This window comes from Beijerinckia sp. L45 (assembly GCF_009765775.1).
GTDB lineage: Bacteria > Pseudomonadota > Alphaproteobacteria > Rhizobiales > Beijerinckiaceae > RH-AL1.
The window spans coordinates 3,775-25,936 of the sequence record NZ_LMUU01000140.1; the positions used below are offsets into that span (position 1 = coordinate 3,775).

Annotated in this window: 22 protein-coding genes; 16 read left to right on the top strand and 6 right to left on the bottom strand. The window is 64.7% G+C overall.

Annotated elements, in window-relative coordinates:
- The 10 genes from GSQ79_RS29595 to GSQ79_RS14905 all read left to right on the top strand — a co-directional run.
- Positions 1-581: CheB methylesterase domain-containing protein (locus GSQ79_RS29595; RefSeq protein ID WP_246725344.1), on the top strand; the 581-nt coding region annotated here is incomplete at its 5' end.
- On the top strand, positions 578-1,426 hold the full coding sequence (locus GSQ79_RS14865) for a protein-glutamate O-methyltransferase CheR (RefSeq protein WP_256379027.1): 849 nt from the start codon (positions 578-580) through the stop codon (positions 1,424-1,426). The genes GSQ79_RS29595 and GSQ79_RS14865, both read left to right, overlap by 4 nt.
- Positions 1,426-3,384: a chemotaxis protein CheA gene (locus tag GSQ79_RS14870; protein WP_158809483.1), complete on the top strand. Its 1,959-nt coding sequence runs from the start codon at positions 1,426-1,428 to the stop codon at positions 3,382-3,384. The genes GSQ79_RS14865 and GSQ79_RS14870 overlap by 1 nt, the downstream gene beginning before the upstream one ends.
- On the top strand, positions 3,381-3,620 hold the full coding sequence (locus GSQ79_RS14875; RefSeq protein WP_158809484.1) for a hypothetical protein: 240 nt from the start codon (positions 3,381-3,383) through the stop codon (positions 3,618-3,620). The genes GSQ79_RS14870 and GSQ79_RS14875 overlap by 4 nt, the downstream gene beginning before the upstream one ends.
- Positions 3,621-3,740: 120 nt before the next feature.
- Positions 3,741-4,124, top strand: coding sequence for a response regulator transcription factor (locus tag GSQ79_RS14880; RefSeq protein ID WP_158809485.1), 384 nt, complete (start codon positions 3,741-3,743; stop codon positions 4,122-4,124).
- On the top strand, positions 4,121-4,771 hold the full coding sequence (locus GSQ79_RS14885) for a chemotaxis protein CheX (RefSeq protein WP_158809486.1): 651 nt from the start codon (positions 4,121-4,123) through the stop codon (positions 4,769-4,771). Before GSQ79_RS14880 ends, GSQ79_RS14885 begins: the two co-directional genes overlap by 4 nt.
- 35 nt (positions 4,772-4,806) lie before the next feature.
- Positions 4,807-7,161, top strand: a complete 2,355-nt coding sequence (locus tag GSQ79_RS14890; RefSeq protein ID WP_158809487.1) for a PAS domain-containing sensor histidine kinase — start codon at positions 4,807-4,809, stop codon at positions 7,159-7,161.
- A gap of 329 nt (positions 7,162-7,490) precedes the next feature.
- Positions 7,491-7,763 carry a hypothetical protein gene (locus GSQ79_RS14895; RefSeq protein ID WP_246725345.1) on the top strand — a complete coding sequence of 91 codons (273 nt, stop codon included), beginning with the start codon at positions 7,491-7,493 and terminating at the stop codon, positions 7,761-7,763.
- A gap of 134 nt (positions 7,764-7,897) precedes the next feature.
- Entirely contained in the window at positions 7,898-9,343 is a 1,446-nt protein-coding gene (locus GSQ79_RS14900; protein WP_158809489.1) for a tetratricopeptide repeat protein, read from the top strand.
- A 173-nt stretch (positions 9,344-9,516) separates the two neighbouring features.
- Positions 9,517-10,284, top strand: a complete 768-nt coding sequence (locus tag GSQ79_RS14905) for an enoyl-CoA hydratase-related protein (RefSeq protein ID WP_158809490.1) — start codon at positions 9,517-9,519, stop codon at positions 10,282-10,284.
- A gap of 13 nt (positions 10,285-10,297) precedes the next feature.
- Here GSQ79_RS14905 and glpK read toward each other — a convergent pair whose 3' ends face one another.
- The gene (gene glpK / locus GSQ79_RS14910) at positions 10,298-11,797 is read right to left on the bottom strand and encodes a glycerol kinase GlpK (protein WP_158809491.1); all 1,500 of its coding nucleotides are present in this window, start codon (positions 11,795-11,797) and stop codon (positions 10,298-10,300) included.
- 242 nt (positions 11,798-12,039) lie between these two features.
- On the bottom strand, positions 12,040-12,180 hold the full coding sequence (locus GSQ79_RS14915) for a hypothetical protein (RefSeq protein WP_158809492.1): 141 nt from the start codon (positions 12,178-12,180) through the stop codon (positions 12,040-12,042).
- A gap of 223 nt (positions 12,181-12,403) precedes the next feature.
- Between GSQ79_RS14915 and GSQ79_RS14920 the strand changes: the two genes are divergently transcribed.
- Both GSQ79_RS14920 and tenA read left to right on the top strand, forming a co-directional pair.
- Positions 12,404-13,549, top strand: a complete 1,146-nt coding sequence (locus tag GSQ79_RS14920) for a fatty acid desaturase (protein WP_158809493.1) — start codon at positions 12,404-12,406, stop codon at positions 13,547-13,549.
- Positions 13,546-14,208 (top strand): thiaminase II, encoded by a 663-nt coding sequence (tenA, locus tag GSQ79_RS14925; RefSeq protein ID WP_158809494.1) that lies wholly within the window; start codon positions 13,546-13,548, stop codon positions 14,206-14,208. The genes GSQ79_RS14920 and tenA overlap by 4 nt, the downstream gene beginning before the upstream one ends.
- 165 nt (positions 14,209-14,373) lie before the next feature.
- Here tenA and GSQ79_RS14930 read toward each other — a convergent pair whose 3' ends face one another.
- The gene (locus GSQ79_RS14930) at positions 14,374-15,045 is read right to left on the bottom strand and encodes a PhoH family protein (protein ID WP_158809590.1); all 672 of its coding nucleotides are present in this window, start codon (positions 15,043-15,045) and stop codon (positions 14,374-14,376) included.
- Between the two features lie 621 nt (positions 15,046-15,666).
- Between GSQ79_RS14930 and GSQ79_RS14935 the strand changes: the two genes are divergently transcribed.
- The 3 genes from GSQ79_RS14935 (at position 15,667) to GSQ79_RS29600 (ending at position 18,021) form a co-directional block, all read left to right on the top strand.
- Entirely contained in the window at positions 15,667-17,079 is a 1,413-nt protein-coding gene (locus tag GSQ79_RS14935; protein WP_158809495.1) for a hypothetical protein, read from the top strand.
- Positions 17,080-17,291: 212 nt separating this feature from the next.
- The gene (locus GSQ79_RS28995; protein ID WP_210253095.1) at positions 17,292-17,726 is read left to right on the top strand and encodes a type II toxin-antitoxin system RelB/DinJ family antitoxin; all 435 of its coding nucleotides are present in this window, start codon (positions 17,292-17,294) and stop codon (positions 17,724-17,726) included.
- Between the two features lie 70 nt (positions 17,727-17,796).
- Positions 17,797-18,021 carry a type II toxin-antitoxin system YafQ family toxin gene (locus tag GSQ79_RS29600; RefSeq protein ID WP_256379029.1) on the top strand — a complete coding sequence of 75 codons (225 nt, stop codon included), beginning with the start codon at positions 17,797-17,799 and terminating at the stop codon, positions 18,019-18,021.
- 43 nt (positions 18,022-18,064) lie between these two features.
- Here GSQ79_RS29600 and cls read toward each other — a convergent pair whose 3' ends face one another.
- A complete protein-coding gene (cls, locus tag GSQ79_RS14950; RefSeq protein ID WP_256379030.1) occupies positions 18,065-19,426 on the bottom strand; it encodes a cardiolipin synthase in 1,362 nt (453 codons plus the stop codon).
- A 258-nt stretch (positions 19,427-19,684) separates the two neighbouring features.
- Between cls and GSQ79_RS14955 the strand changes: the two genes are divergently transcribed.
- Positions 19,685-20,266: a DedA family protein gene (locus GSQ79_RS14955; RefSeq protein WP_158809592.1), complete on the top strand. Its 582-nt coding sequence runs from the start codon at positions 19,685-19,687 to the stop codon at positions 20,264-20,266.
- A 147-nt stretch (positions 20,267-20,413) separates the two neighbouring features.
- Here the strand turns inward: GSQ79_RS14955 and GSQ79_RS14960 are convergent, their stop codons facing one another.
- Positions 20,414-20,554, bottom strand: a complete 141-nt coding sequence (locus GSQ79_RS14960) for a hypothetical protein (RefSeq protein WP_158809497.1) — start codon at positions 20,552-20,554, stop codon at positions 20,414-20,416.
- A 300-nt stretch (positions 20,555-20,854) separates the two neighbouring features.
- Positions 20,855-22,132: an MFS transporter gene (locus GSQ79_RS14965; protein ID WP_158809593.1), complete on the bottom strand. Its 1,278-nt coding sequence runs from the start codon at positions 22,130-22,132 to the stop codon at positions 20,855-20,857.
- Positions 22,133-22,162 lie beyond the last annotated feature (30 nt).

Sequence of the window (22,162 nt, forward strand, 5' to 3'; positions counted from 1 at the left end):
CCGCCGCGGCCGACATGATCGTCGTGGTCGGCTGCTCGACCGGTGGGCCGCCGGCGCTGGACCTGCTGCTGTCTCCTCTGCCCGCCGATTTTCCCTGGCCGATCCTCGTGGCCCAGCACATGCCGGCGTCGTTCACCGGCCCGCTGGCGCGCCGGCTCGATAGGCTCTGCGCAGTGACGGTCGTCGAGGTGACGCGGCCGATGGCGATCCTGCCCGGCCACGTCTATATCGGCAAAGGCGATGCCGACATGATCGTCAGCCTGCGTCCGGAGGGCCCCGTCGTCATGGCAACGCCGTCGCTGCCGGAATTCCGCTGGCATCCGAGCGTCGATCGCCTGGTGACCACGGCCCTGCAGCACCTCGGCGCCGAGCGCCTGATCGGGGTGCTGATGACCGGCATGGGCAACGACGGCGCGGTGACCATGACCCGCCTCAGGAAAGAGGGGGGCCGCACCATCGCCGAGGCCGAAGAGACGGCGATCGTCTGGGGCATGCCGGGCGAACTGGTGAAGGCCGGCGGAGCGCAGGTCGTGACCCCTGTCGACGCGATCGCCGACCGCCTGCTGGCGTGGGCCTCGTGAACGGGTCGAATGCGGCCGAATCGCCGCTTAGCCCCGAGGATCTGCAGCGCTTCTGCGACTTCCTCTACCGACAAACCGGCATGTCCTACGGCGAGGCCAAGCGCTACTTCATCGAACGCCGCATCATCGACCGCATGGCGGTGGTCGGGACCGCGTCCTTCGCCGCCTACATGACGCTGCTGCGTGTCGGCGGCCCGGAGACGGAACAGCTGATCAACAGCTTCACCGTCAACGAAACCTACTTTTATCGCGAGGATCGCCAGCTCGTCTGTCTCAGCCGCGCCCTGCTGCCGGAGGTCATCGCGCGCAAGGCGCCGGGCGACCTCGTCCGCATCTGGTCGGTCCCCTGCGCGACCGGCGAAGAGCCTTATTCCATCGCGATCTGGCTGCTGGAAAACTGGCCGCTGGTCGATGCCTACAACATCGAGATCGTCGGATCCGACATCGATACCCGCGTTCTCGCGGACGCCCACGTCGGCGACTACGGCGTCCGGGCGCTGGCGCGCCTGCCGGCCGATGTCGCCGACCGCTACTTTACCCCCGCACACGACAGCGTCCGCCAGATCATCCAGGATCTGCGCGAGTCGGTAAAGTTCACCTATGTCAATCTCGTGGACCGCGCGGCGATGGCGGCGCAAGGCTGTTTCGACATCATCTTCTGCCGTAACGTCCTGATCTATTTCGACGAGGCGTCGCGTCTCGACGCCTCGAAAAACCTTTATGATGCGCTGAATCCCAAAGGCTTCATCTGCCTCGGCCATACCGAGTCGATGACCCGGATCTCCAGCCGTTTCACTGTCCGTCGCTTCGACGACGCCGTCGTCTACCAGCGCCCGGAGGGGTGATGGATGAGCTGCTCGAACAATTCCTGATCGAAGGGCGCGAACTCACACAGCAGGCGAGCGACGACCTGCTGGCGTTGGAACGCGACCCGTCCGATGCCGCCCGCATCGACAGTGTTTTTCGCGCGGTTCACACGTTGAAGGGATCCGTCGGCCTGTTCCATTTCGCCGCGATGGGCGCGGTTCTTCACGTCGCGGAAGATCTGCTGGGGCAAGTGCGTAACGGTCATTTCGTTGCCGACCGACCGGTGATCGATGCCCTTCTCGACTGCATCAGTTGCAGCGAGACGTGGATCGAGGCAATCGCCGCCGCCGGGAGTTTGCCGCAAGGCGCGGACGAGGACAGTCGCCGTCTCCAGTCCGCCTTGAAGGCGACGATGGCGCGGGACGTCGCTGTCGCCCACGCACCGGCGACGACCGAAGACCCGTCCTGGCTGCCGCCGTTTCTCGATCGCGCCGCCGACGCCGTCACGGTGACACGCGCCGCGAACCATGCCCTCGTCGCTTTGCGCTACACGCCGAGCAGCGATTGCTTCTTCCTCGGCGACGATCCGATGGCGCTGGCGCGCGCCATTCCGGGACTGGTCGCGTTCGGCTTGAGCGCCCGCGACGCCTGGGACGCACCGACGCTCGATCCCTATGCCTGCAACCTGATCATCGAAGCGCTGAGCACTGCGCCGGTCGACGACATCCGTGCCGTTTTTCGCTTCGTCGCCGACCAGGTCGTCGTGATCGAGGTTGCGCCCGGCAACGTCGCAGCGACGTCCATCGAGCAGCCGCAAGGGTCCGGCGAAATCGCCACGCGCACCCTCCGCGTCGAAGCCGGACGCATCGACGCGCTGGTGGACATCGTCGGCGAGTTGATCGTCGCGAAGAACGCCTTGGCCCACCTCGCCGCCCAGGTCGCGGAAAAGGATGCCACGCTCGGGCGGGCGCTCGACGCCAGTCAGGCGGACATCGCCCGGCTCGTCGGCGATATGCATCGCGACGTCATGCGCGTCCGCATGGTGCCATTGGCCCAGACATTCCGCCGCTTTCCCCGTCTCGTTCGCGAGATCGCCGGAAAGCTCGGCAAGACTGTGAATTTCGAGACCGTGGGCGACGATGTCGAGGCCGACAAGGGGATCGTCGACGGCCTGTTCGAGCCGTTGCTGCATGTGCTGCGCAACGCCGTCGACCACGGGATCGAGGACGCGGCGACCCGGCTCGCACAACGCAAGCCCGCAAGCGGCACGATAAGCCTCGAGGCGCGGCGCGACAATGGTCAGATCGTCGTCACGGTGACCGACGACGGCGCCGGAATCGATCCGGCTCGGCTCCGGGCTATCGCCAAGACGCGCGGCCTGATGAGCAACGCGGCACTGGCCGCGCTCGACGACACCGCCGCGCTGGACCTGATTTTCGCCCCCGGCTTTACCACCGCAGCCGCAATTACCGACATTTCCGGGCGCGGCGTCGGCATGGATGCGGTCCGCTCAAAGGTCGTGGCACTCGGCGGCCGCGTCACCATCGCGAGCACGCTGGGCAGCGGCTCGACCATTCGTCTCAGCCTGCCGCAGGCGGCGACCGTCTCGACCGTCATGACGGTCCGCGTCGGCACCGACCGGTTTGGCATCCCGATGGAGACGATCGCCGAGACGGCACGCGTCGCGACCGACCGGATCATCCCGATCCGCAGCGGCGAAGCCTTCGTCCTGCGCGATGCCACGATTCCGCTGGTCAGTCTGGCCTCGCTGCTGAACGTCGCGGGCGCGCCTCGCGCGACCGATGTCAAACTTCTGATCGTCGCCTCGGGCGATCAGCGCATCGGCATAGAGGTCGATGGCTTTGCCGAGCGGATCGATGTCCTGCTCCGCCCGATGACGGGATTGCTGTCAGGCATGACCGGCGTGCTCGGCACGGCGCTGCTTGGGGATGGCCGTGTGATGATGATCCTCGATCTGCCGGAGCTGCTGGGATGAGCGTGAGGCTGGAGGGCGATCGGGTCCGGCTCGACGGGCCCTGCCGCGTCGAGGACGCCGAGCCTCTCTTGATGCTGTTGCGCGCGGACCCCCGCCGCGCCGTCGACCTGACCGGGGCCGGCCCGCTGCATGCGGCCATCGTCCAGGTGCTGCTAGCGCTTCGGCCGCCGATAACTGGCCAACCCGGTGACCCATTCCTTCGCACGTGGTTGATCCCGCTGCTGACTTTGGCGTGAGTCCGCTAGACAATCGCTTGAGGGTAGCGCACTCACAGCGGACGTGTTCGATCCCGCCCAATCCCACGCATCGCCAAGGTCCAGAGACCAAGCTCAACTCAGATTATTCGGAGCATTTTCATGACGACCACAGTTTTGATCGTCGACGACAGCAAGCTGGCCCGCATCGTGGCCGGCAAGACGATCACCGCCTTGCAGCCGGATTGGCAGCGCGTCGAGGCCTCCAGCGCCGACGAAGCCTTGACGCTGGTCGCCGAGCGCCGGATCGACGTGGTCCTTCTGGACTTCAACATGCCGGGCAAGAACGGGCTTGAGCTGGCCGGCGAGTTGCGCGTGCTGCATCCGACGCTGCCGATCGCCCTGATCACCGCCAACGTGCAGGACGAGATCATCGCCCGGGCGCGGGCCCTCAACGCGACGTTCGTCAGCAAGCCGCTGACCGAAGAGGGGCTTCGCGGCTTTCTGTCGGGCGCGGCGCTCAGGCTCCGAGCCGAGGCCAAGTGACCCCTTCGGATATCGCTCTCAGCGATCTGGAGCGCGACGCCCTTACTGAACTCGTCAATATCGGCGTCAGCCGAGCCGCCGTCGCGCTGCGCAAGATGGTCGGCGAGCAGGTTATGCTATCGGTTCCATCCGTCGAAGTGATCACCCACAAGGCCGCGGCAGCGGTGATCGGGGAGCGCGAAAGCACCGATCTCGTCGCTGTGCGCCAGGATTTTTCCGGCGCCTTCTCCGGACGTGCGCTGCTGATCTTTCCGCAGACGAACAGTTTTGAACTGGTCCGCGCCGTTCTGGGGCCGGACGCGTCGGACGACGAGGTCGCAGCGATGGAAACCGAGGCGCTGGCCGAAACCGGTAACGTCATCCTCAACGGCTGTCTCGCGACGATGGCGAACATGCTGCAGCAGTCGCTTACCATGTCGCTGCCGGAGGTCACGCGCGGCGACGGCAAGCAATTGCTCGAGCCGCCCGACGCGATCGACGGTGCCGGTCTCGTGCTGTTCCTCTACATAAATTTTTCCGTGCGCGACCGCGACATCCGCGGCTACATCGCGATGTTGATGGACGTTCCGTCCCTGATTGCGCTCAAAATACTGGTCGGAGAGTTCATCGCCCGCGTCATGGATGACGACATGGGCCAAGGCGGCTGAACTTCCATGCGCGCAAATGACTTCTCTCAACGACCATGAGTGACACAGCCCCGACTGCCCCCCTGGAGGCACGCATCAACGCCCCAGCGTCCGATCGGCTCGACGCCGTGAAGGAGCGCTTGCGGACCACCCTCTCCGCTTCTGGCGCGGCAGCGGCGTGGGACTGGGACATCGCGACCGGATCCATCGTCGGGGACGCGCATTTCGCGGCGCTCTACGGGCTGACGCCGGAGCAGGCCGCAGCCGGCATCGGGCCAAAAACCTTCTTTTCGATCATCCATCCCGACGACGCGACGCGGATCCGCCTCGCGGTTGGGGGCATGCTGCGCGGCGCCGAGCTGTTTTCCAAGGAATATCGGCTTCTTGCGCCCGACGCGTCCATGCGCTGGGTTCATGCCAGGGGTCGATGTCACTTCGATGCCCAGGACCAGCCGACGCATTTCGACGGCGTCCTCGTCGACATTACCGAGCAGAAGCGTGTCGAAGAACAGCTGCGGATCGCGCAGACCGCCGGCGGCATCGGAACGTTCGAATACATCGACGGCTTCGCCACCGCCGCCGTCTCGGCGCAATTCTGCGCGCTACTCGGCCTGCATCCGGCCAACGATCTGCCGCTGCGCACGATCAATGCCGTCGTCGATCCGCGCGACCCGCTGATCATCGACATTGCTGTGCGGCCCGAAGCCGGCGTCGCTATTCAGGCCGAGTTCCGCATTACCCGCCCGGACACCGGCGAAACCCGCTGGGTCAAGCGCTGCGGCGAATATCTTCGGGACGCGGTCTCGTCGGGCCTGCGGTTCGTCGGCGTCATCTATGACGTGACCGAAGCGAAACGGACCGAGGAACGGCTGCGCACCTTCAACGAGACGCTCGAAAGCCGCGTCGAGGAGCGGACCCGCGAGCGCGACCGGGTCTGGCGCACCAGCCAGGATCTGTTTGTGCTCTGCGGATTCGACGGTTTCTATCGCAGCGCCAATCCGGCGTGGCAGGAGTCCCTGGGTTACGCGCCCGACGAACTTCTCGGCATGCGGATCGACGCCATCATCTGCCCCGAGGACATCCCGTTCGCCACGGAGCAATATTCCCAGCTGTCACAGGGTCTGGTGATCCGCGACGTCGACCTACGGCTGCGCGCCAAGGACGGCGCCTATCGGTGGTTCAGCTGGACGTGCATTCCCGAAGGCGACGAATTTTATGCCGCCGGCCGCGACATCACCGACCGCAAGCTGTTGGAAGACCAGCTCCGCCAGTCGCAGAAGATGGAAGCGGTCGGCCAGCTCACCGGCGGCTTGGCCCACGACTTCAACAACCTGCTGACGGGGATTACCGGCAGCCTCGACATGCTAAGCACCCGGCTCGCCCAGGGCCGCTACACCGATCTCGACCGCTACATCGGCGCCGCGCAGGGCGCCTCGACACGCGCGGCGGCGCTGACGCATCGGTTGCTGGCCTTCTCGCGGCGGCAGACGCTGAACCCGAAGACGACGGACATCAACCGCCTGATCGCCAGCATGGAGGACCTGATTCGCCGATCGGTCGGCCCGGCGGTCGACGTCACCATTGTCGAGACGGCCGGCCTCTGGACGACGCTGGTCGACCCCAACCAGCTCGAAAATGCCTTGCTCAATCTGTGCATCAACGCCCGCGACGCGATGCCCGACGGCGGCCGGCTGACGATCGAGACGGCCAACACCTGGATGGACGAGCGGACCGCGGCCGAACGCGACATCCCGCCCGGCGCCTATGTGTCGCTCTGCGTCGCCGATACCGGCACCGGCATGGCGCCTGACGTCATCAAACGCGCCTTCGACCCCTTCTTCACCACCAAGCCGCTCGGCCAGGGCACCGGGCTCGGCCTGTCCATGATCTACGGCTTCGCCCGCCAATCCGGCGGTCAGGTGCATATCGATTCACGGGTTAATTGCGGTACCAAGATGTGTATCGACCTGCCGCGCCATCTCGGCGAGACGGACGAGTCCACGACGCCCGCATCCCGCATCGCGATGCAGCGCGCCGAACAGGGTGAGACGGTTCTGGTCGTTGACGACGAACCGACGGTCCGCATGCTCATCACCGAGGTGCTGGAGGATCTGGGCTATATCGCGATCGAGGCCCCGGACGGCAGCGCCGGCCTGAAGGTGCTGGAGTCGAGCACGCGCCTCGACTTGCTGATCACCGACGTCGGCCTGCCCGGCGGGATGAACGGCCGCCAGGTCGCCGATGCCGGACGTGCGCTGCGGCCCGGCCTGAAAGTGCTGTTCATCACCGGCTACGCGGAGACCGCCGTCATAGGCAGCGGCCAGTTGGAGACCGGCCTCGAAGTGATGACCAAACCTTTCACCATGGAGGCCCTGACGACGAAGATCAGCGGCATGATCGGCAAGGCCTGAGCCCCGTTCGCATTTGATTCGCAAACCAGGGCTTGCAATTTGGCGGCGAAGGCCTCATCTTGGTTTTGGACGGGAGCGGAAGCCACGGATGTACTGGCTCCGATGACCTTTTTAGGCCCCGTACCTCTCTGACCCCCGTCGATCCCTTGAGTGCCTCGGAACCAGCTGGTCCCTTGAGGTCGTCAAATCCAGATCGGCGGCGGTCGGTAAGAGGCCTTTTCCAGCTTTGACGTCATTTGCGGAACCGCTGGCGGCGGATTCTGCTTGTCGCTGAAGACGCTGGAGGCCTCGCGATGGAACCCATGAAACCGATGAAGCCTATGGCGCCCATGAAGCCCATGGCCCCGATGGCGTCAGGCGAAGCCTGGTGGCCGAAAGATCTCGGCGAGCCGGCAAGCAGCGGTTCCCAGGACGACCTCCGCTACGCCTTTTTCCCCGCGAAAAAGCGCCTTCTCGTCGAACGCGGCGGCACGCGCAAGACCTACGACAGCGGCGACCATCAGATCAGCGGCGTCTCGCAGCAGAACGGCACTGCAGCGTCTCCCACCTTCACCAGCCAGCAGGGCACCGTCGACCTGGAACACCTAACCGTTCTCGACTGACTTTCACCCATCCGCCACCCATCCCGGCTGCAAGGCATGGCGGCCGGCCACAGGCTCGCCGGTTCACGGCATCCTGATGACATGGGATCGCCGCGTCGCTTACAACGGCCTGCGACAGAGGATGGCCGAACGCAATGACGATCCAGAGACCGGACGCGCCGGACAGCGTGTCCCGCGACCACGGCCCTGCCGACGGCAACACACTCGAGCCTCCGGCTTCCGCGCTCGATGCGCTTGTCCTCGCCGGCAACGCTCACTACAAGCAGCGACATTACGGCGATGCCATCGACGCCTACCGAGCCGCGCTGCAGGGCGACCCTCGGCACTGGTCGGCGCGCCTCAACCTCGCGCTCGCGCTGCGTTCGACCGAACAATACGATGAATGCTTTGCCGTTCTGTCGAGCCTGTCGGCAGAACAGCCGCACAGCGTCTTCGTCCTCAACGAACTCGGCAAAGCGCATTTCATGCTGCAGCAATTCACGCTCGCGCTGGACTGCTTCGAACGGGCCAACGCGATCGACCCCAAGAATGCGGACAGCCTGTACTGGATCGGCGGCATCAAACACGCGATGGGCGATCTCGTCGCGGCCGAACGCGACTACGCGCGGGCCGCCACGGTGCAGCGCTTGATCCGCCGACCGGCGAGGCAAGAACCGCCGACCTTTTCGGCGTTGATGCTATGCGCGCCCGTAATGGCCAACACGCCGATCATCTACCTCACCGACCGCCCGGCCTACGAAGCCCATATCCTGCTGTTGTTTGCCGACACGCGCTACGACATCGAAGAGCTTCGACGCAGCGGACACATCGTCATCAATCTCGTCTCCGACGCGGATCGCGGCCAGAGCCTGCTGCCGGTCGCGGCCGAACTCGTCGATGCGCTTGGTTTGCCGACAATCAATCATCCGCGACAGGTCGAGCAAACGACGCGCGATGCCATTGCCCTTTTGCTGGCCGGGCTGCCCGACGTCCGCGTGCCGCAAACCCTTCGCCACAGGAGCTCGGACGCGCACGCGGACATCGCGCCGTGCATGGCGTTTCCGCTGCTGGTGCGGCCGGTCGGCACGCATGGCGGCGACGATTTCGAAAAGATCGGCGATCGTGAGGCCCTCGAGGCGTTCATCGCGCTTCGCCCGGCCACCGATCACTACATCATCGAGTACCTGGACTACGTCTCGCCCGACGGCTTCTTCCGAAAGTACCGCTTCATCTTCGTCGGCGATCGCGTGATGCCGTACCATCTCGCCATCGGCGAATCCTGGAAGGTGCACCACGCGGCCACCGGCATGATCGACGTGGACTGGATGAAGCAGGAAGAGCACGCATTCCTGCAAGATCCGACCCATGTGTTCGAGAAACGCCATTACGCGGCGCTTCGCGCCATCCGGGACCGCGTCGGCCTCGACTTTTTCGGCATCGACTGCGGTCTCGATCGGGCCGGGAACCTCATCGTGTTCGAGGTCAACACGTCGATGCTGGTGCATCAGAACAATGCGGACTTTCCCTACAAGATTCCGTTCGTCGAAGCGATCAAGACGGCGTTCGATGCGATGCTGCATGACCGGGCCGCGGGAGCGTGAAAGCGCAGGCAGGTTCGCCTCACGCTTCAGCCGCGACGCCACGCGAACCACGTGCCTGCCGGAAACAGACCAGCGCGGCCGCCCTTCGGACGAAAGCCTAGCCTTCTTTTCCGCGGCGGACCGCGTAGGATTCTCCGCGGCCGGACGCGCGCCAGGCACCAACGGGAGGACACATGGGACATATTGCGGAAGCCCGCACGGGCGCCGTGCTCGCCGTCACCATCGCCCGCCCCGACAAGAAGAACGCCCTGACCAATGCGATGTATGGCGAGCTCGCCGACACGCTCGAGCGGGCTCGGCATGACCCTAGCGTTCGCTGCGTCCTGATCACCGCGGCCGGCGACACGTTTACCGCGGGCAATGATCTCGGCGACTTCGCCGCGATCGCCGCAGGCGCCCTTGATCGGGCGGACATGCAGGTGCATCGCTTCCTCGCGGCGCTCTCGACCTTCGAAAAGCCCATCGTGGCGGCCGTACCGGGGCTTGCCGTCGGCATCGGCACGACGATGCTGCTGCATTGCGACCTTGTCGTCCTTTCGGAGACGGCAACGCTTTCCGTGCCCTTCGTCGATCTCGCACTGGTGCCCGAAGCCGCCTCCAGTCTGCTGCTTCAGGCCCGCATCGGCTATGTCCAGGCCTTCGCCATGTTCGCGCTCGGCGAGCGCATCGACGCCCACACCGCGATGAGCTGGGGGCTCGCCAACCGCGTCGTCCCGCCCGACGAGCTCATGAGCCAAGCGATGGCCGCCGCGACCATGCTCGCGGACAAGCCGCCTGGCGCCCTGGCGCAGACCAAGCGCTTGATGCGTGACGCCGAAGCGATTGCAGGGCGCATGAAGGCGGAAATGGTGGCGTTCGAGGACCGGCTGAAAAGTCCCGAGGCGCGGGAGGCGTTTGCCGCATTCGCGGAGCGGCGAAAGCCTGATTTCAGCGGGTTTTAACCGTCCCAAAAATTCAGCCAAGCTCCTCCCGCAGCAAACTGCGCCGGACGGCCGTGCGCCACCCCTTAATCATCGCCGCCCGCGGCGCGGCCGCCATGCGCGGCCGAAACAGGCGCTCGCAGCGCCATGTCGCGGCCAGGCTCGCCGTGTCCGGCCACAGCCCCGTGGCGAGGCCAGCGAGAAACGCCGCGCCCAGGGCCGTGGTCTCGAGACAATGCGGGCGCTCGACGTCGACCTGCAGCATGTCGGCGAGAAATTGGCAGAACCAATCGTTGGCGGCCATGCCGCCATCGACGCGCACGGTTTTGGTGTTACCCGCGCCGTCGCTCGCCATCGCCTGCGCCAGATCCAAGGTTTGGTAGGCTACGGATTCCAGAGCGGCGCGCGCGAGATGCGCAGCGGTGGCGCTGAAGGTCAGGCCACAAATCAAACCGCGAGCGTCCGGGTCCCAGTGCGGCGCCCCGAGGCCAACGAAACCCGGCACCATATAGACGCCGTTGTTGTCGGCAACCGCGGTTGCCATGTCGTGCGTCTGCGAGGCATCGGTGATGACGCCGACGCCGTCGCGCAGCCATTTTACCGCCGCGCCTGCAACGAAGATCGCGCCTTCCAGGGCATAGATCGGCTTGCCATCCAGGCGATAGGCCGTGGTGGTCAGCATGCGATTGTTGGAAAGCACGGGCGTCTCGCCGGTGTTCAGCAGCATGAAGCAGCCGGTGCCGTAGGTTGCCTTGGCAAGTCCCGCCGCAAAACAGGTCTGCCCGATCATCGCCGCCTGCTGGTCGCCGGCCATGCCGGCGATCGGGATGGATCGGCCAAACAGATTTTTGTCCGTCTCGCCGAAGACAAAACTATTGTCGCACACCCCTGGCAGGATGGCGGCGGGGATGTGGAAGAGCCGCAGCAAGTCGTCGTCCCAGCGCTGCCGATGGATGTCGAACAGCAAGGTGCGCGAGGCGTTGGTGGCGTCCGTCAGGTGTACCCGCCCGCCGGTCAGCCGATACAACAGGAACGTGTCGATGGTGCCGAACGCGAGCTCGCCCCGCTCCGCCCGGGCGCGGACGCCCGGCAGTTCGTCGAGCAGCCAGCCCAGTTTGGTTGCGGAGAAATAGGGGTCGAGAAGCAGGCCGGTGCGGGCGCGGACGAGCGCTTCGGCCCCGGCCGCCTTCAGCGCGGCGCAGACCTTGGCGGTCCGCCTGTCCTGCCAGACGATGGCATTATAAACGGCTTGCCCGCTGGCGCGGTCCCACAGCACCACGGTCTCGCGCTGGTTGGCGATGCCGATCGCCTCGATCGTCCGGTCGCCGCCCGCGCCGGCCATCGCCTCGCGCATCGTGGCGAGCGTATCGCGCCAGATGTCCTCGGGGTCGTGCTCGACCCAGCCATCCCGCGGGTAATGTTGCGGGAATTCCCGTTGTGCGATTGCGATCGGGATGGCAGCGGCGTCGAAGACCATGCTGCGCGTCGATGTCGTGCCCTGGTCGATCGCCAGAATCCGCCGCGGCCCGCTCATGCACGCCCTAGGCGTTCGGCGCACTTGGAGGGCCATGCCGCGCTGGAAGACTGAACCTTGGCCACGACGCTTCCGCTCCCGAGCAACGCTTGTAGCACCTAACCGCGCTTTTCGACGATGATGCACCGAAGAGGCGGCCCAGATCCAGGCGAAGATTCGCGGATCGACAGGGCGGTCTTGCCGGAACTTCCCGAGGCCGGCGCGAAGTCTTCCCTATATGCGGGTCGGCGCAAGATCATGCTTTACGGCCAAACCAATGCCGCGTTAGCTAAGGCTGTTACATGGTCTTCGTCGCTCCCCAAAGCGGCGGGGCGCAGGCCGGCGTCAAAGGCAACCTCGACATCTCGGTCGCCCGGCGCAAGCTCGGCGGCCTTTTTTTTCATGGGCCTTGGACCGTCGCCCGCTGTGCCGCCTTCGCGCGGTCCCAATCAAAGTCTATCACCTGGGCGTCCGAATCGCTGCCGGATCGAACACGGTCGGGCATGCGGACGAATTTGGGGGAGGCGGCATATCCTTGCACCCGCCCCTCGCCTAAAATGCCAAGGCAGGCCGCGATCTTTCGCCGGATGCCTGAACTGACGATGGACCGCGAACGAAGGCATATCCGTGACCGACCCAAAGACCGACACTCCCTACGACGACGATATCCTCTACCCCTCGGCGATCCCTTTCATCCTGGTTCATATCGCCTGCTTTGCCGCAATCTGGACGGGCGTCAGCGCGACGGCGCTGTGGATCTGTCTGGCGTTGTATGTCATCCGGATTTTCGCGATCGGCGCCGCGTATCATCGCTATTTTTCGCACCGATCCTTCGCTACCAGCCGGGTGTTCCAGTTCATCCTCGCCTGCCTCGCGCAGAGCACGACGCAGAAGAGCGTGCTGTGGTGGGCTGCCAAGCACCGGCACCATCATCTTCACTCCGACACCGAGAACGATGTCCATTCGCCGCGCCAGCGCGGCTTTCTCTACGCCCATGTCGGTTGGATCTTCGCCAAGCGCCACGACGAGACGAACCTTGCCAAGGTCGCCGATTTCACCCGCTACCCCGAGCTTCTCTGGCTGCATCGCTTCGAACTCGCTCCTGCCGTCGTCATGGGCTTTGTCGCCTTCCTGATCGGCGGCTGGTCCGGGCTCGTGGTCGGCTTCCTGTGGAGCACCGTGCTGCTCTACCACGCCACCTTCTGCATCAACTCGCTGGCCCATGTCATCGGGCGCAAGCGCTACGTGACCGGCGACGATTCCCGCAACAACTGGCTGCTCGCCTTGTTCACCTTCGGCGAGGGCTGGCACAACAATCATCATGCCTTTCAGAGCAGCGTCCGTCAGGGATTCCGCTGGTGGGAGATCGATCCGACCTTCTACATCCTGGTGGTCCTCTCCTGGTGCGGGGTGGTCTGGGACATGAAGAGCCCGCCGGAAGCCGTGCTGCGCAACGAGCAGCGCCTTGGCACCAAGATGATCGAGCGCTCGGCGGCGCAGCTCGCCGCGACCTTCCACATCGCCGCGATCCGCGAATTCTTCGCCCAGGCACCGGAAGCGATGACGCATGGCGTCGCTTACCAGCGCTCGGCCGAAATGATCGGCAGGCTGCACATGCCCGCGATGCCGACCCTGCCGACGCGTGACGAAATCCGGCAGCGCGCCAAGGCGATGTTCGCCAAGACCGTATCGCTGGAAGACATTGTCGACCACGCGCATCGGATGATCCTGGACGCGGCGGGCGGCTACCGCGGGACAGAAGTCCCGGCGTGAGCTTTTTCGCGGACCTGAAGGCGAAGGCCGCGCCGGAATGGCGGGCCTACACGCACCATCGCTTCACGGCGGCGATGGCGGACGGGACGCTGCCGGAGGCTGCGTTCCGGCACTACCTCGTCCAGGATTACCTGTTCCTCATCGAGTTCGCCCGCGCCTATGCGCTGGCGATCTACAAGGCGCCGCGGCTCGCCGACATGCGCGATGCCGCCGAAGCGGTGCACGCCATTCTCGACGTCGAGATGGGTCTTCACGTCAAGCTCTGCGCGGCCTGGGGCCTGTCGGAAGATGACCTCGAGCGGGCGACGCCGGCCGCCGAAATGCTCGCCTACACCCGCTATGTCCTGGATGCGGGCATGCGCGGCGACCTGCTGACGCTGAAGGTGGCGCTGTCGCCCTGCGTCATCGGCTATGCCGAGATAGCGGCGCGGCTGATCGCGGAGCCGGGTGCGGCCGATTCCGGCAATCCCTATCGGGTTTGGATCGAGGATTATGCCGGCGCCGCCTATCGCGAGGTCGCCGACAAGGCTGTGACGCAGCTGGACGATCTCGCGACGCGCTACGCCACGCCGGCGCGCGAGACCGAGTTGCTGGCCGTATTTCGGGAAGCAACTCGGCTCGAGGCGGATTTTTGGGAGATGGGTTGGCGGGTGCGGTAGGCGGCCGCCAAGCGACCATCAAATATGAAAAGTCGTCGCTTTGGAGAGTGTCATTGCGAGCCGAAGGCGAAGCAACCCATCGGCCGCTGCACTAAGGGACGGCTGTCTTGCTGCCCCTGGGTTGCTTCGCTTCGATCGCAATGACGGTATCAGCGCATTTGATCCTTAGATCCGCGCGTCCTCAAACGCCTTCACCCACATCGCACAATGGCCGGAGCGCACGATGTCGCCGATCGAGAACTCGATCACCGGCACCGGCAGATTGCGTGTGCGGATCAGGTTGAGCACAGCGGAAAGCCCGCTCGCTTCGTCCAGATCGCATTGCCCGACGTCGCCGTTGACGACGACCTTGCAGTCCTCGCCGACGCGCGTGAGGAAGGTCTTAATCTCGGCCGGCGTGGTGTTCTGCGCTTCGTCGAGCAGCACGAAGGCGTTCTTCCACGAACGCCCGCGCATCACTTCGAACGGCACCATCTCGATGTCGCCGTTGCGTAGCGCGATGTCGTAAGCCGCGGTGCCGATGCGGTCCTTGATCGCATCGACGATCGGCGCCGCCCAGGGGGCGAACTTGTCCTCCATCGTGCCGGGGAAGAAGCCGAGCGAGCGTCCGCATGGGACGTTGGGTCGGGTGAGGATAATTTTTCCGATGTGACGCTGGCGGTACATGTCGGCGGCTTCTGTGGCCGCGATCCAGGTCTTGCCGGTCCCCGCAGGGCCCAACACCACCACCTGCGGGCTCGTGCGAAGAGCGTCGAGGTAGTCGGCCTGTGTCGGGTTGAGCGCTTTGATGGGCGGAACGAAACGTTCCTTCTGAAATTTCGACTGTCCGAAGTCGATGATGTCGGCCGTTGCGACGTTGCGACGTCTTTGTTTATCGAAGCGCTTACTCAAGAGCAGACTCCTTCAGGTGGGGCCAACGCAAGATGTTGCAGAACGCGGGATGCGGTCTGGTCGTCGTCTTCAAGTCACTCCCAGGCAGATCGGCAGGCTGTGGATCGCTCCACATGAGTAAAGTCGCGCCTGCTTCGTCGATTCGTCAACTCCACTTGGCAGCGACTTGAACGGTCCGTGATTCTTGTGACATTTGAGCAAATACGAACCGGCTGTCTGGCGAACGCCTTGGGATGCCGGGGTTTCATGCCTTTAAACTTCGGCGTCGTGACAGATTGGGTACGGACGCGTCGCGATCGCATGTTCTCGAAGCGGGTTCCGGCACAGTGTTTTCAACACAATTCGACCCAGGCCTGCTGTCGCCCTCGCATGCCAATGGATGGAGACACACAGAGCCGGTCCCGCTCTCGCCGGACCGGGACAACGTCCTCAACGCACTAACAATTGTTGAAAGTCGATTGAATACAACGCGTTAATCGTTGCTTAGGCGGCCAATGCCTATGCTGCGCCGCGTTCGGATGGACGCTTTGGCGAGCCTGATGCTGCCAGGACGAAACGAAGTGAGGTTTGCGTGCCGACGAACTCGACCTCGCGGCGCAGCGGCGCTTCATCCTTCGTCTCGGCTCCTTGCGGCCTGGTCTGCCGATGAGCGCGGCCCAAACGACGGCACGCCAGCCGACGGTCCTCGATTTGGCCGACCACGCAAAGGTTTCCCGGCAACGCGACGCGGTCTTCCGCGCGACCCTTACGCAGGTCGCTCCCGCCGTCTCGCGGCTGAATGCCCTTGCGACCCGTTTTGGCGCCTTGGCGGAAACGCTCGATACCGGCGACATGTTCGCGGCCAGCTGGAACCTCGGGCTGGTCGCCCAGGACATCCGCGTGATCGGCACGGGTCTGGCGGCCGAGAGCGCCTGCCTGCAGGGTCTCATCACGCAAAATCTCGTGCTGTCGCAGCGGATCGACCACGTCGCCGACGATGTCCGTCTCCTGGTGGCGATGGTCTCCAACGCCAAGGTGGAGATGGCCTCGATCGACGCGCCGGGCGAAAGCCTCGAAGGGTTCGGGCAGGCTTTGGAAAGTCTCGCGACCAAAGCCAAGAATACGTTGCAGCAGTATCAGGCCACGCATGCGATGCTGCTCGGCGAGCTGCGGAAGACCGCGAAGGCACATGATGCTTTCGAGCGCGCCCATCGGAGCAAGCTCGAAACGGCCTCGTGCGATATCGATGCAAGCGTGGCGACGTTTCGCTCGCGTCATAAGATCATCGCGGGTGCGGCCGCGAATGTAGCGAGCGCCGCGCGCGCAATCGGTGCAAAGCTCTCGGAACACCTGAACACACGGGCTCACAGCGGCGCTGGTGGATCCGACGATTTTGCGGCGCATCTGGCGCGGCTTGCATCCAGGGTCGGAGAGCTCGCCGATCCCAGGAATCCGCTGGTGGTGTCGCGCGGCGAAGTGGCCGCCTCGTTCCTCGGCGAGCTCGCTCCGAAGCTGAAAACAGCGGAAGCCCTGATCCAGGCGTGCCGACAGTCCCGCGTCGCGATCGACGCGACCGCCGTTTCCATCGTGTCGACCTTCGAAACTCTCGAAGCTCTCGCAGCGCAGGTGGCAGCCATGGTGATCGACATGACGATCATCGGCACCAACGCGATCGTCAAATCGTATCGCTTGGGGCAGCGCGGCGCCGGACTCAGCATCATCGCGCAGCACCTGCGCAGCCACGCGCTCAAGGTCGCCGAAGGGATCACCGTGCTGACGCCCGCGATGGCAAATGCGCGGAGCGCCGCCAGGGATTTTACCGCCGCGCTCGAAGGTCAGGATGCCGAGCGGATGGCGGCGCTGGCCGAGCGCACCGGCGAGGTCGTGGCCTCGTTCGCCCGTGTCGGCACACAGACGACCCAGGCGATGCAGCAGCTCGAGAGCGAAGCGGTCGGCATTGCCGATGTATTGCGGCGGGCGATCGCGAGGCTCAACACTTAACGGGCCACGTCCAGGCGTCAGCCGCCCCGAAGCTCAATATGTGCACCACTGCTTCGGTGGTATCCGCCCCCGACACCACGGCTCCAAATTGCCGTGAAAGGATTGCCGCGTCTCTCTAATAAGATACAGTGCGTGTATCATTAAAGGAGGCGCTTATGCCTGCAATAGCACGCAAAGAGCCTGTTGGAGCGACGCAAAAATCGGCAGCGGTCTTGAAAAAGCGCGGTGCCCTTCCGAAGGCTGCGTCAAGTCTTGGCAAGGCTGCAGCCAGAGACGTTGCACCTGCCAAAGGAAAGCGACCGGTCGCGAACACCGATCGAACGATACCCAAGAGAGTCGCGACCGCCGCACCGACGGCAAGCCGCAAGGCAGCCCCTACCGAAAACGCCTCAATGCTCCATGTTCGGGTCGCCGACCGCCTGAAGCAGGAGGCCACGAAAGTTCTGGAACAGATCGGGTTGACGCCGTCCGAGGCCGTGCGGCTTTTTCTGCATCGCATCGTCGTCGACCAGCGCTTACCACTCGATCTCTGCGTCCCGAACGCTCAGACGCAAGCGGCCATCCTCGAAGCGCGCGCCCTCTCCGCCAAGCCTCGCCGGTTCAAGGCGGCGGACGATATGTTCAAGTCCCTTGAAAAAACCAGCTAGCGCGAAGCGGACGTCGCTGCCGCGAGAATGCGAATACACGTCGACATTCCGGAAAGATTGAGACCGGCTGATCAGGTCCGGCCGATTCGACATGCCGCGGCTCAAGGAACTCATGCTGCTCCTGATCGCGAACAACGGTCCGCTTGATGCCGTGTGGAAGGACCATGAGCTTAAGGGGCAATGGCAGGACTGCCGGGACAGCCACGTCCACGGCGACTTTCTGCTTCTTTACAGGATTGATAGCAGCAAGGTGATTTTTGTCAGCGCAGGCACGCACGCGGACCTTTTCGATTAGACACGCAACGCCGGACGATCTCGGAACATGCGTCGGGTCCGCCTCAGAGATACGGCATCATCAGCCGCACCGCGGCGTCGCGGAGCCGCACCGGCAGGCTGCGGGCGGCGATCGCATCGATCGTCAGGCGTTCGCCCCGGTGCGCCGTCACGAAGGTGCGCAACGCCTCGGCCAGCGGACGATCGTAGACTTCCATGCACAGTTCGAAGTTCAACCGAAAACTGCGCATGTCCCAGTTGGCGCTGCCGATGAGGCTCCACTCGTCGTCGATCACCATCACCTTGGAGTGGCGGAACGGCGAGGGTCCGAGCCAGACGTGGACGCCGTCGCGCATCATCGGACCGATGGCGGCCCGGGTCGCCCAGTCGACGAGACGATGGTTGCTCTTGTTGGGAATGACGACGTCGACGGCAATCCCGCGCACCGCTGCCATCGCCAGAGCGAGCAGCAGGTGATCGTCCGGCAAGAAATACGGCGTCATGACGTGGATGCTTTTGCGCGCGCAGGCGATCGCCTGGAGCGCCGCAAACTCCATCTTTTCGACGTCGCGGTCCGGCCCCGACGTCACTACGCGGGCGGTGGCGTCGCCGGCCGGCGCGATCGTCGGAAACCAGATCTCGCCCTGCAGATCCTCGCCCATGACGAAGGACCAGTCGCTGGCGAAGGCGCTCATCAACTGGGCGACCGACGGCCCCTCGACGCGGAAATGCGTATCCTGCACGGGCTCCTTAGGCTTCAGCGCCAGCACGTTCTCGTCGGCGATATTCATCCCGCCGGTGAAACCGATGCGGCCGTCGACGACGAGAATCTTTTTGTGCGAGCGCAGGTTCAAAAGCGGCATCCGCCACGGCAGCGGCGAGTGCATGAAACGCCCGGCCGAGATGCCCGCGCGGCGCAGCTTGTGGTAGGCCGACGACATCACCCAGCCGCCGCCCACGCCGTCGATGATCACACAGACGGCGACCCCGCGGGCTTTTGCGGCCGTCAAGGCGTCGATGAAGCGCGTGCCGCTCTCGTCCGTGCGAAAGATATAGCTGGAGAGCGCGACGCTGACCTTAGCCTCAGCAATCGCGGCGAGCATCGCCGGGTAGGCTTCGTCGCCGTTCTGGTAGATCGCGAACCCGTTGCCGGTCCGGGTGGAGCGCCCGGTGATCCGGCCCAGCGCGCTTTCGAGCGGCGCGAGGTGGTCGGTAACGCGCGATGCCGCGATATCGCCGGGTTTCGCGCGGCCCGTCCGCTGCACCTTGAGGCGATGCGCACGGCGCCGGACCCGGTTGATGCCGAGCACGAAATAGAAGAAGCCGCCGAAGAACGGCGACAGCCACGCGAGGCCGATCCACCCGAGCGCCGACCCGACCTCCCGCTTATGCAGCAGGGCATGAATCGTCACCCACGTGGCGATCACAAGGTGGAGGGGCAGCGCAACGAGTGCCCACGCGTGCCAAAAGAGTCCGAAAACCTGGGTCAACCGTTCGCCCCCGTATCTGCGGCAGCGTTAACAGGATGCTTGTGCCACGTGTAGGGGCCTGGCACTTTTTGCTGGCGGGATCGTTGGCCCTCTGAACATCGGGACCGAGCGAGGCCAAACGTGCACATCTTCGATCCCGGGACGATCGGCCATCTGCTGTCGAGCTACGGCTATGCCGCGATCTTCATCCTGGTGATGCTGGAAAGCTCGGGAATCCCCCTTCCCGGCGAGACCATCCTGATCACCGCGTCGATCTACGCCAGCACCACTCACGGGCTCGACATCAGGGCGATCGTCGGATGCGCCGCGGCCGGTGCCATCTTGGGTGACAACATCGGGTTCTGGGTCGGCCGCGAATTCGGGCAGCGGCTGCTAACGCGCTGGGGGCCGGGCGTCGGGCTCGACGAACGCAAGCAGAAGCTTGGCCAATACCTCTTCGTGAAGTACGGCGGCGCAATCGTCTTCTTCGGCCGCTTCGTTGCGGTGCTGCGCGCCTTCGCGGCCCTGCTGGCCGGCGTCAACCGCCTCGCGCCCTGGCGTTTCCTGGTGTTTAACGCCGCCGGCGGAATTTTGTGGGCCAGCATTTTCGGCTTTGGCGGCTACCTGCTGGGCGAAGGCATCCACCGGATCGCGGGCCCCGTGGGATGGGCCGCGCTGGCCATCGCTTTGGTCGGGGCGATCCTGCTCTGGCGCTTCTTCAAGAAGCACGAGGAGCGGCTTCTCGCCGAGGCCGAGACCGCTATGGACCGCCAACCGGCGACTGCAAAGCCGATTTGAACGCGATCAGCCATACGAGCCGCCGGGACGACATCAGAGCATTTCCCACAAAAGTTGCAGACTTTTGTGATCGAAAAAATGCTCTAACTTTGTGAAAAGAGAGCGATTTCTGATCGCTTTGATGATCCCACCAAAGCGGAAAGCGCTCTAGTGGCCGTTGAAAAACCGCGGGTCGAACTCGCTTGTCTTCTTGCTCGCCAAAACGGTGAGTTTGTCGGCAACGACCTGGGCGAGAAGGACCTGGGCGCCGGTCACGGCGGTGAAAAGAAGGAGGCCTTCGATGATCATGACATTCTCCTGCATTTGGAACGGCATCCAAATCCGAGGGAACGGGGACTTCGACGCCTGATGGCGCGCTGAAATCGCTCAGCCACACCGCTTCCGATGGATTGGATATCGGCATGGCGAGGCCTCCGCGAAACCACCTTTGCCGCATGCCAGGAATGCTTTGCGCACGCTTCGTGCTTCGTCCTCTAGAGCGCTTTCCGCTTTGGTGGGATCACCAAAGCGATCAGAAATCGCTCTCTTTTCAAAAAGTTAGAGCATTTTCTCGATCACAAAAGTCTGCAACTTTTGTGGAAAAAGGCTCTAGCGCCGACCGATCGAGGCCAAGGCGACCAGGCTGGTGAGCGCTGCGATGGCCAGATAGACGCCGACGTAGGGCAAGCCGCCGCGATCGGCCAAGGCCTGCGCCAGGATCGGCGCGATGCCGCCGCCCAAAATGCCACCGACATTAAAGGCAAGCGAGGCGCCGGTGTAACGCACCCGCGCGGGAAACAGGCCTGGCAGCCAGGCGCCCAAAGGGCCGTAGACGAAGCCCATAATCAGCAGGCACAGCGAGAGGTAGAGCCCGATCACCAGCAGCGAGCCGCTGCCCAGCATCGGCGCCAGTCCCAAGCCCGCGACGATCGTCAGGGCGCAGCCCACCATCAGCACGCGGCGCGGATTGGTGCGGTCCGACCAAATGCCCGCGGTGACGATGCCGACCGCAAGAAACAGGATCGCCCCAAGCTGCAGCGCGAGGAATGTCCGGCGATCGTAGTGCAGCGTGCCGGTGCCGTAGCCCAGGGCGAAGGCCGTCGCGAGGTAGAACAGCGCGAAGCAGGCGACGACCGCGAACGTGCCGCAGATCGTCTCGCGCGGGTAGTCGCGCAGCACTTCGACGACCGGCACGGCAGCCGGCGGCGCCTCGGCCAGCGCCGCCTTGAAGGCCGGCGTCTCGGTGATCTTGAGGCGAACCCAGAGGCCGACTGCCACGAGGATCGCGCTGAAGAGAAACGGCACACGCCAGCCCCAGCTCAGAAACTCCGCCGGCGTGAGCAGCATGCCGAGCACGAGAAACAGGCCGTTGGCCGCTATGAAACCGACCGGGGCGCCGAGCTGCGGGGCCATGCCGTAGCGCGCGCGATAGCCCGGCGGCGCGTTCTCGACTGCGAGCAGCGCCGCGCCGCCCCACTCGCCGCCGAGGCCGAAGCCCTGGCCGAAGCGGAGGATGCAGAGCAGCAGCGGGGCCGCCCAGCCGACGCTTGCATAGGTCGGCAGCAGGCCGATCAGCACCGTCGAGGCGCCCATCAAGAGCAGCGACGCCACCAGGGTCGACTTGCGCCCGATGCGATCGCCGAAATGGCCGAAGACCAACGCGCCGATGGGGCGCGCCACGAAAGCAATGCCGAAACTCGCATAGGCGGCCAGCAGCTGTGTCGAGGCCGACGCCGCGGAAAAGAACAGCGGCCCGAAGACCAGCGACGCCGCCGTCGCATAGACGTAGAAATCGTAGAATTCGACGGCAGTGCCGACGAGGCTGGCGGCGAGAATGCGCCGGGCCGACGCGCCGGCAAGCTTGGGTGTGATTACCGTAGTATCCATGATGGTCGCGGCAATGCCGTCCTTGGGCGG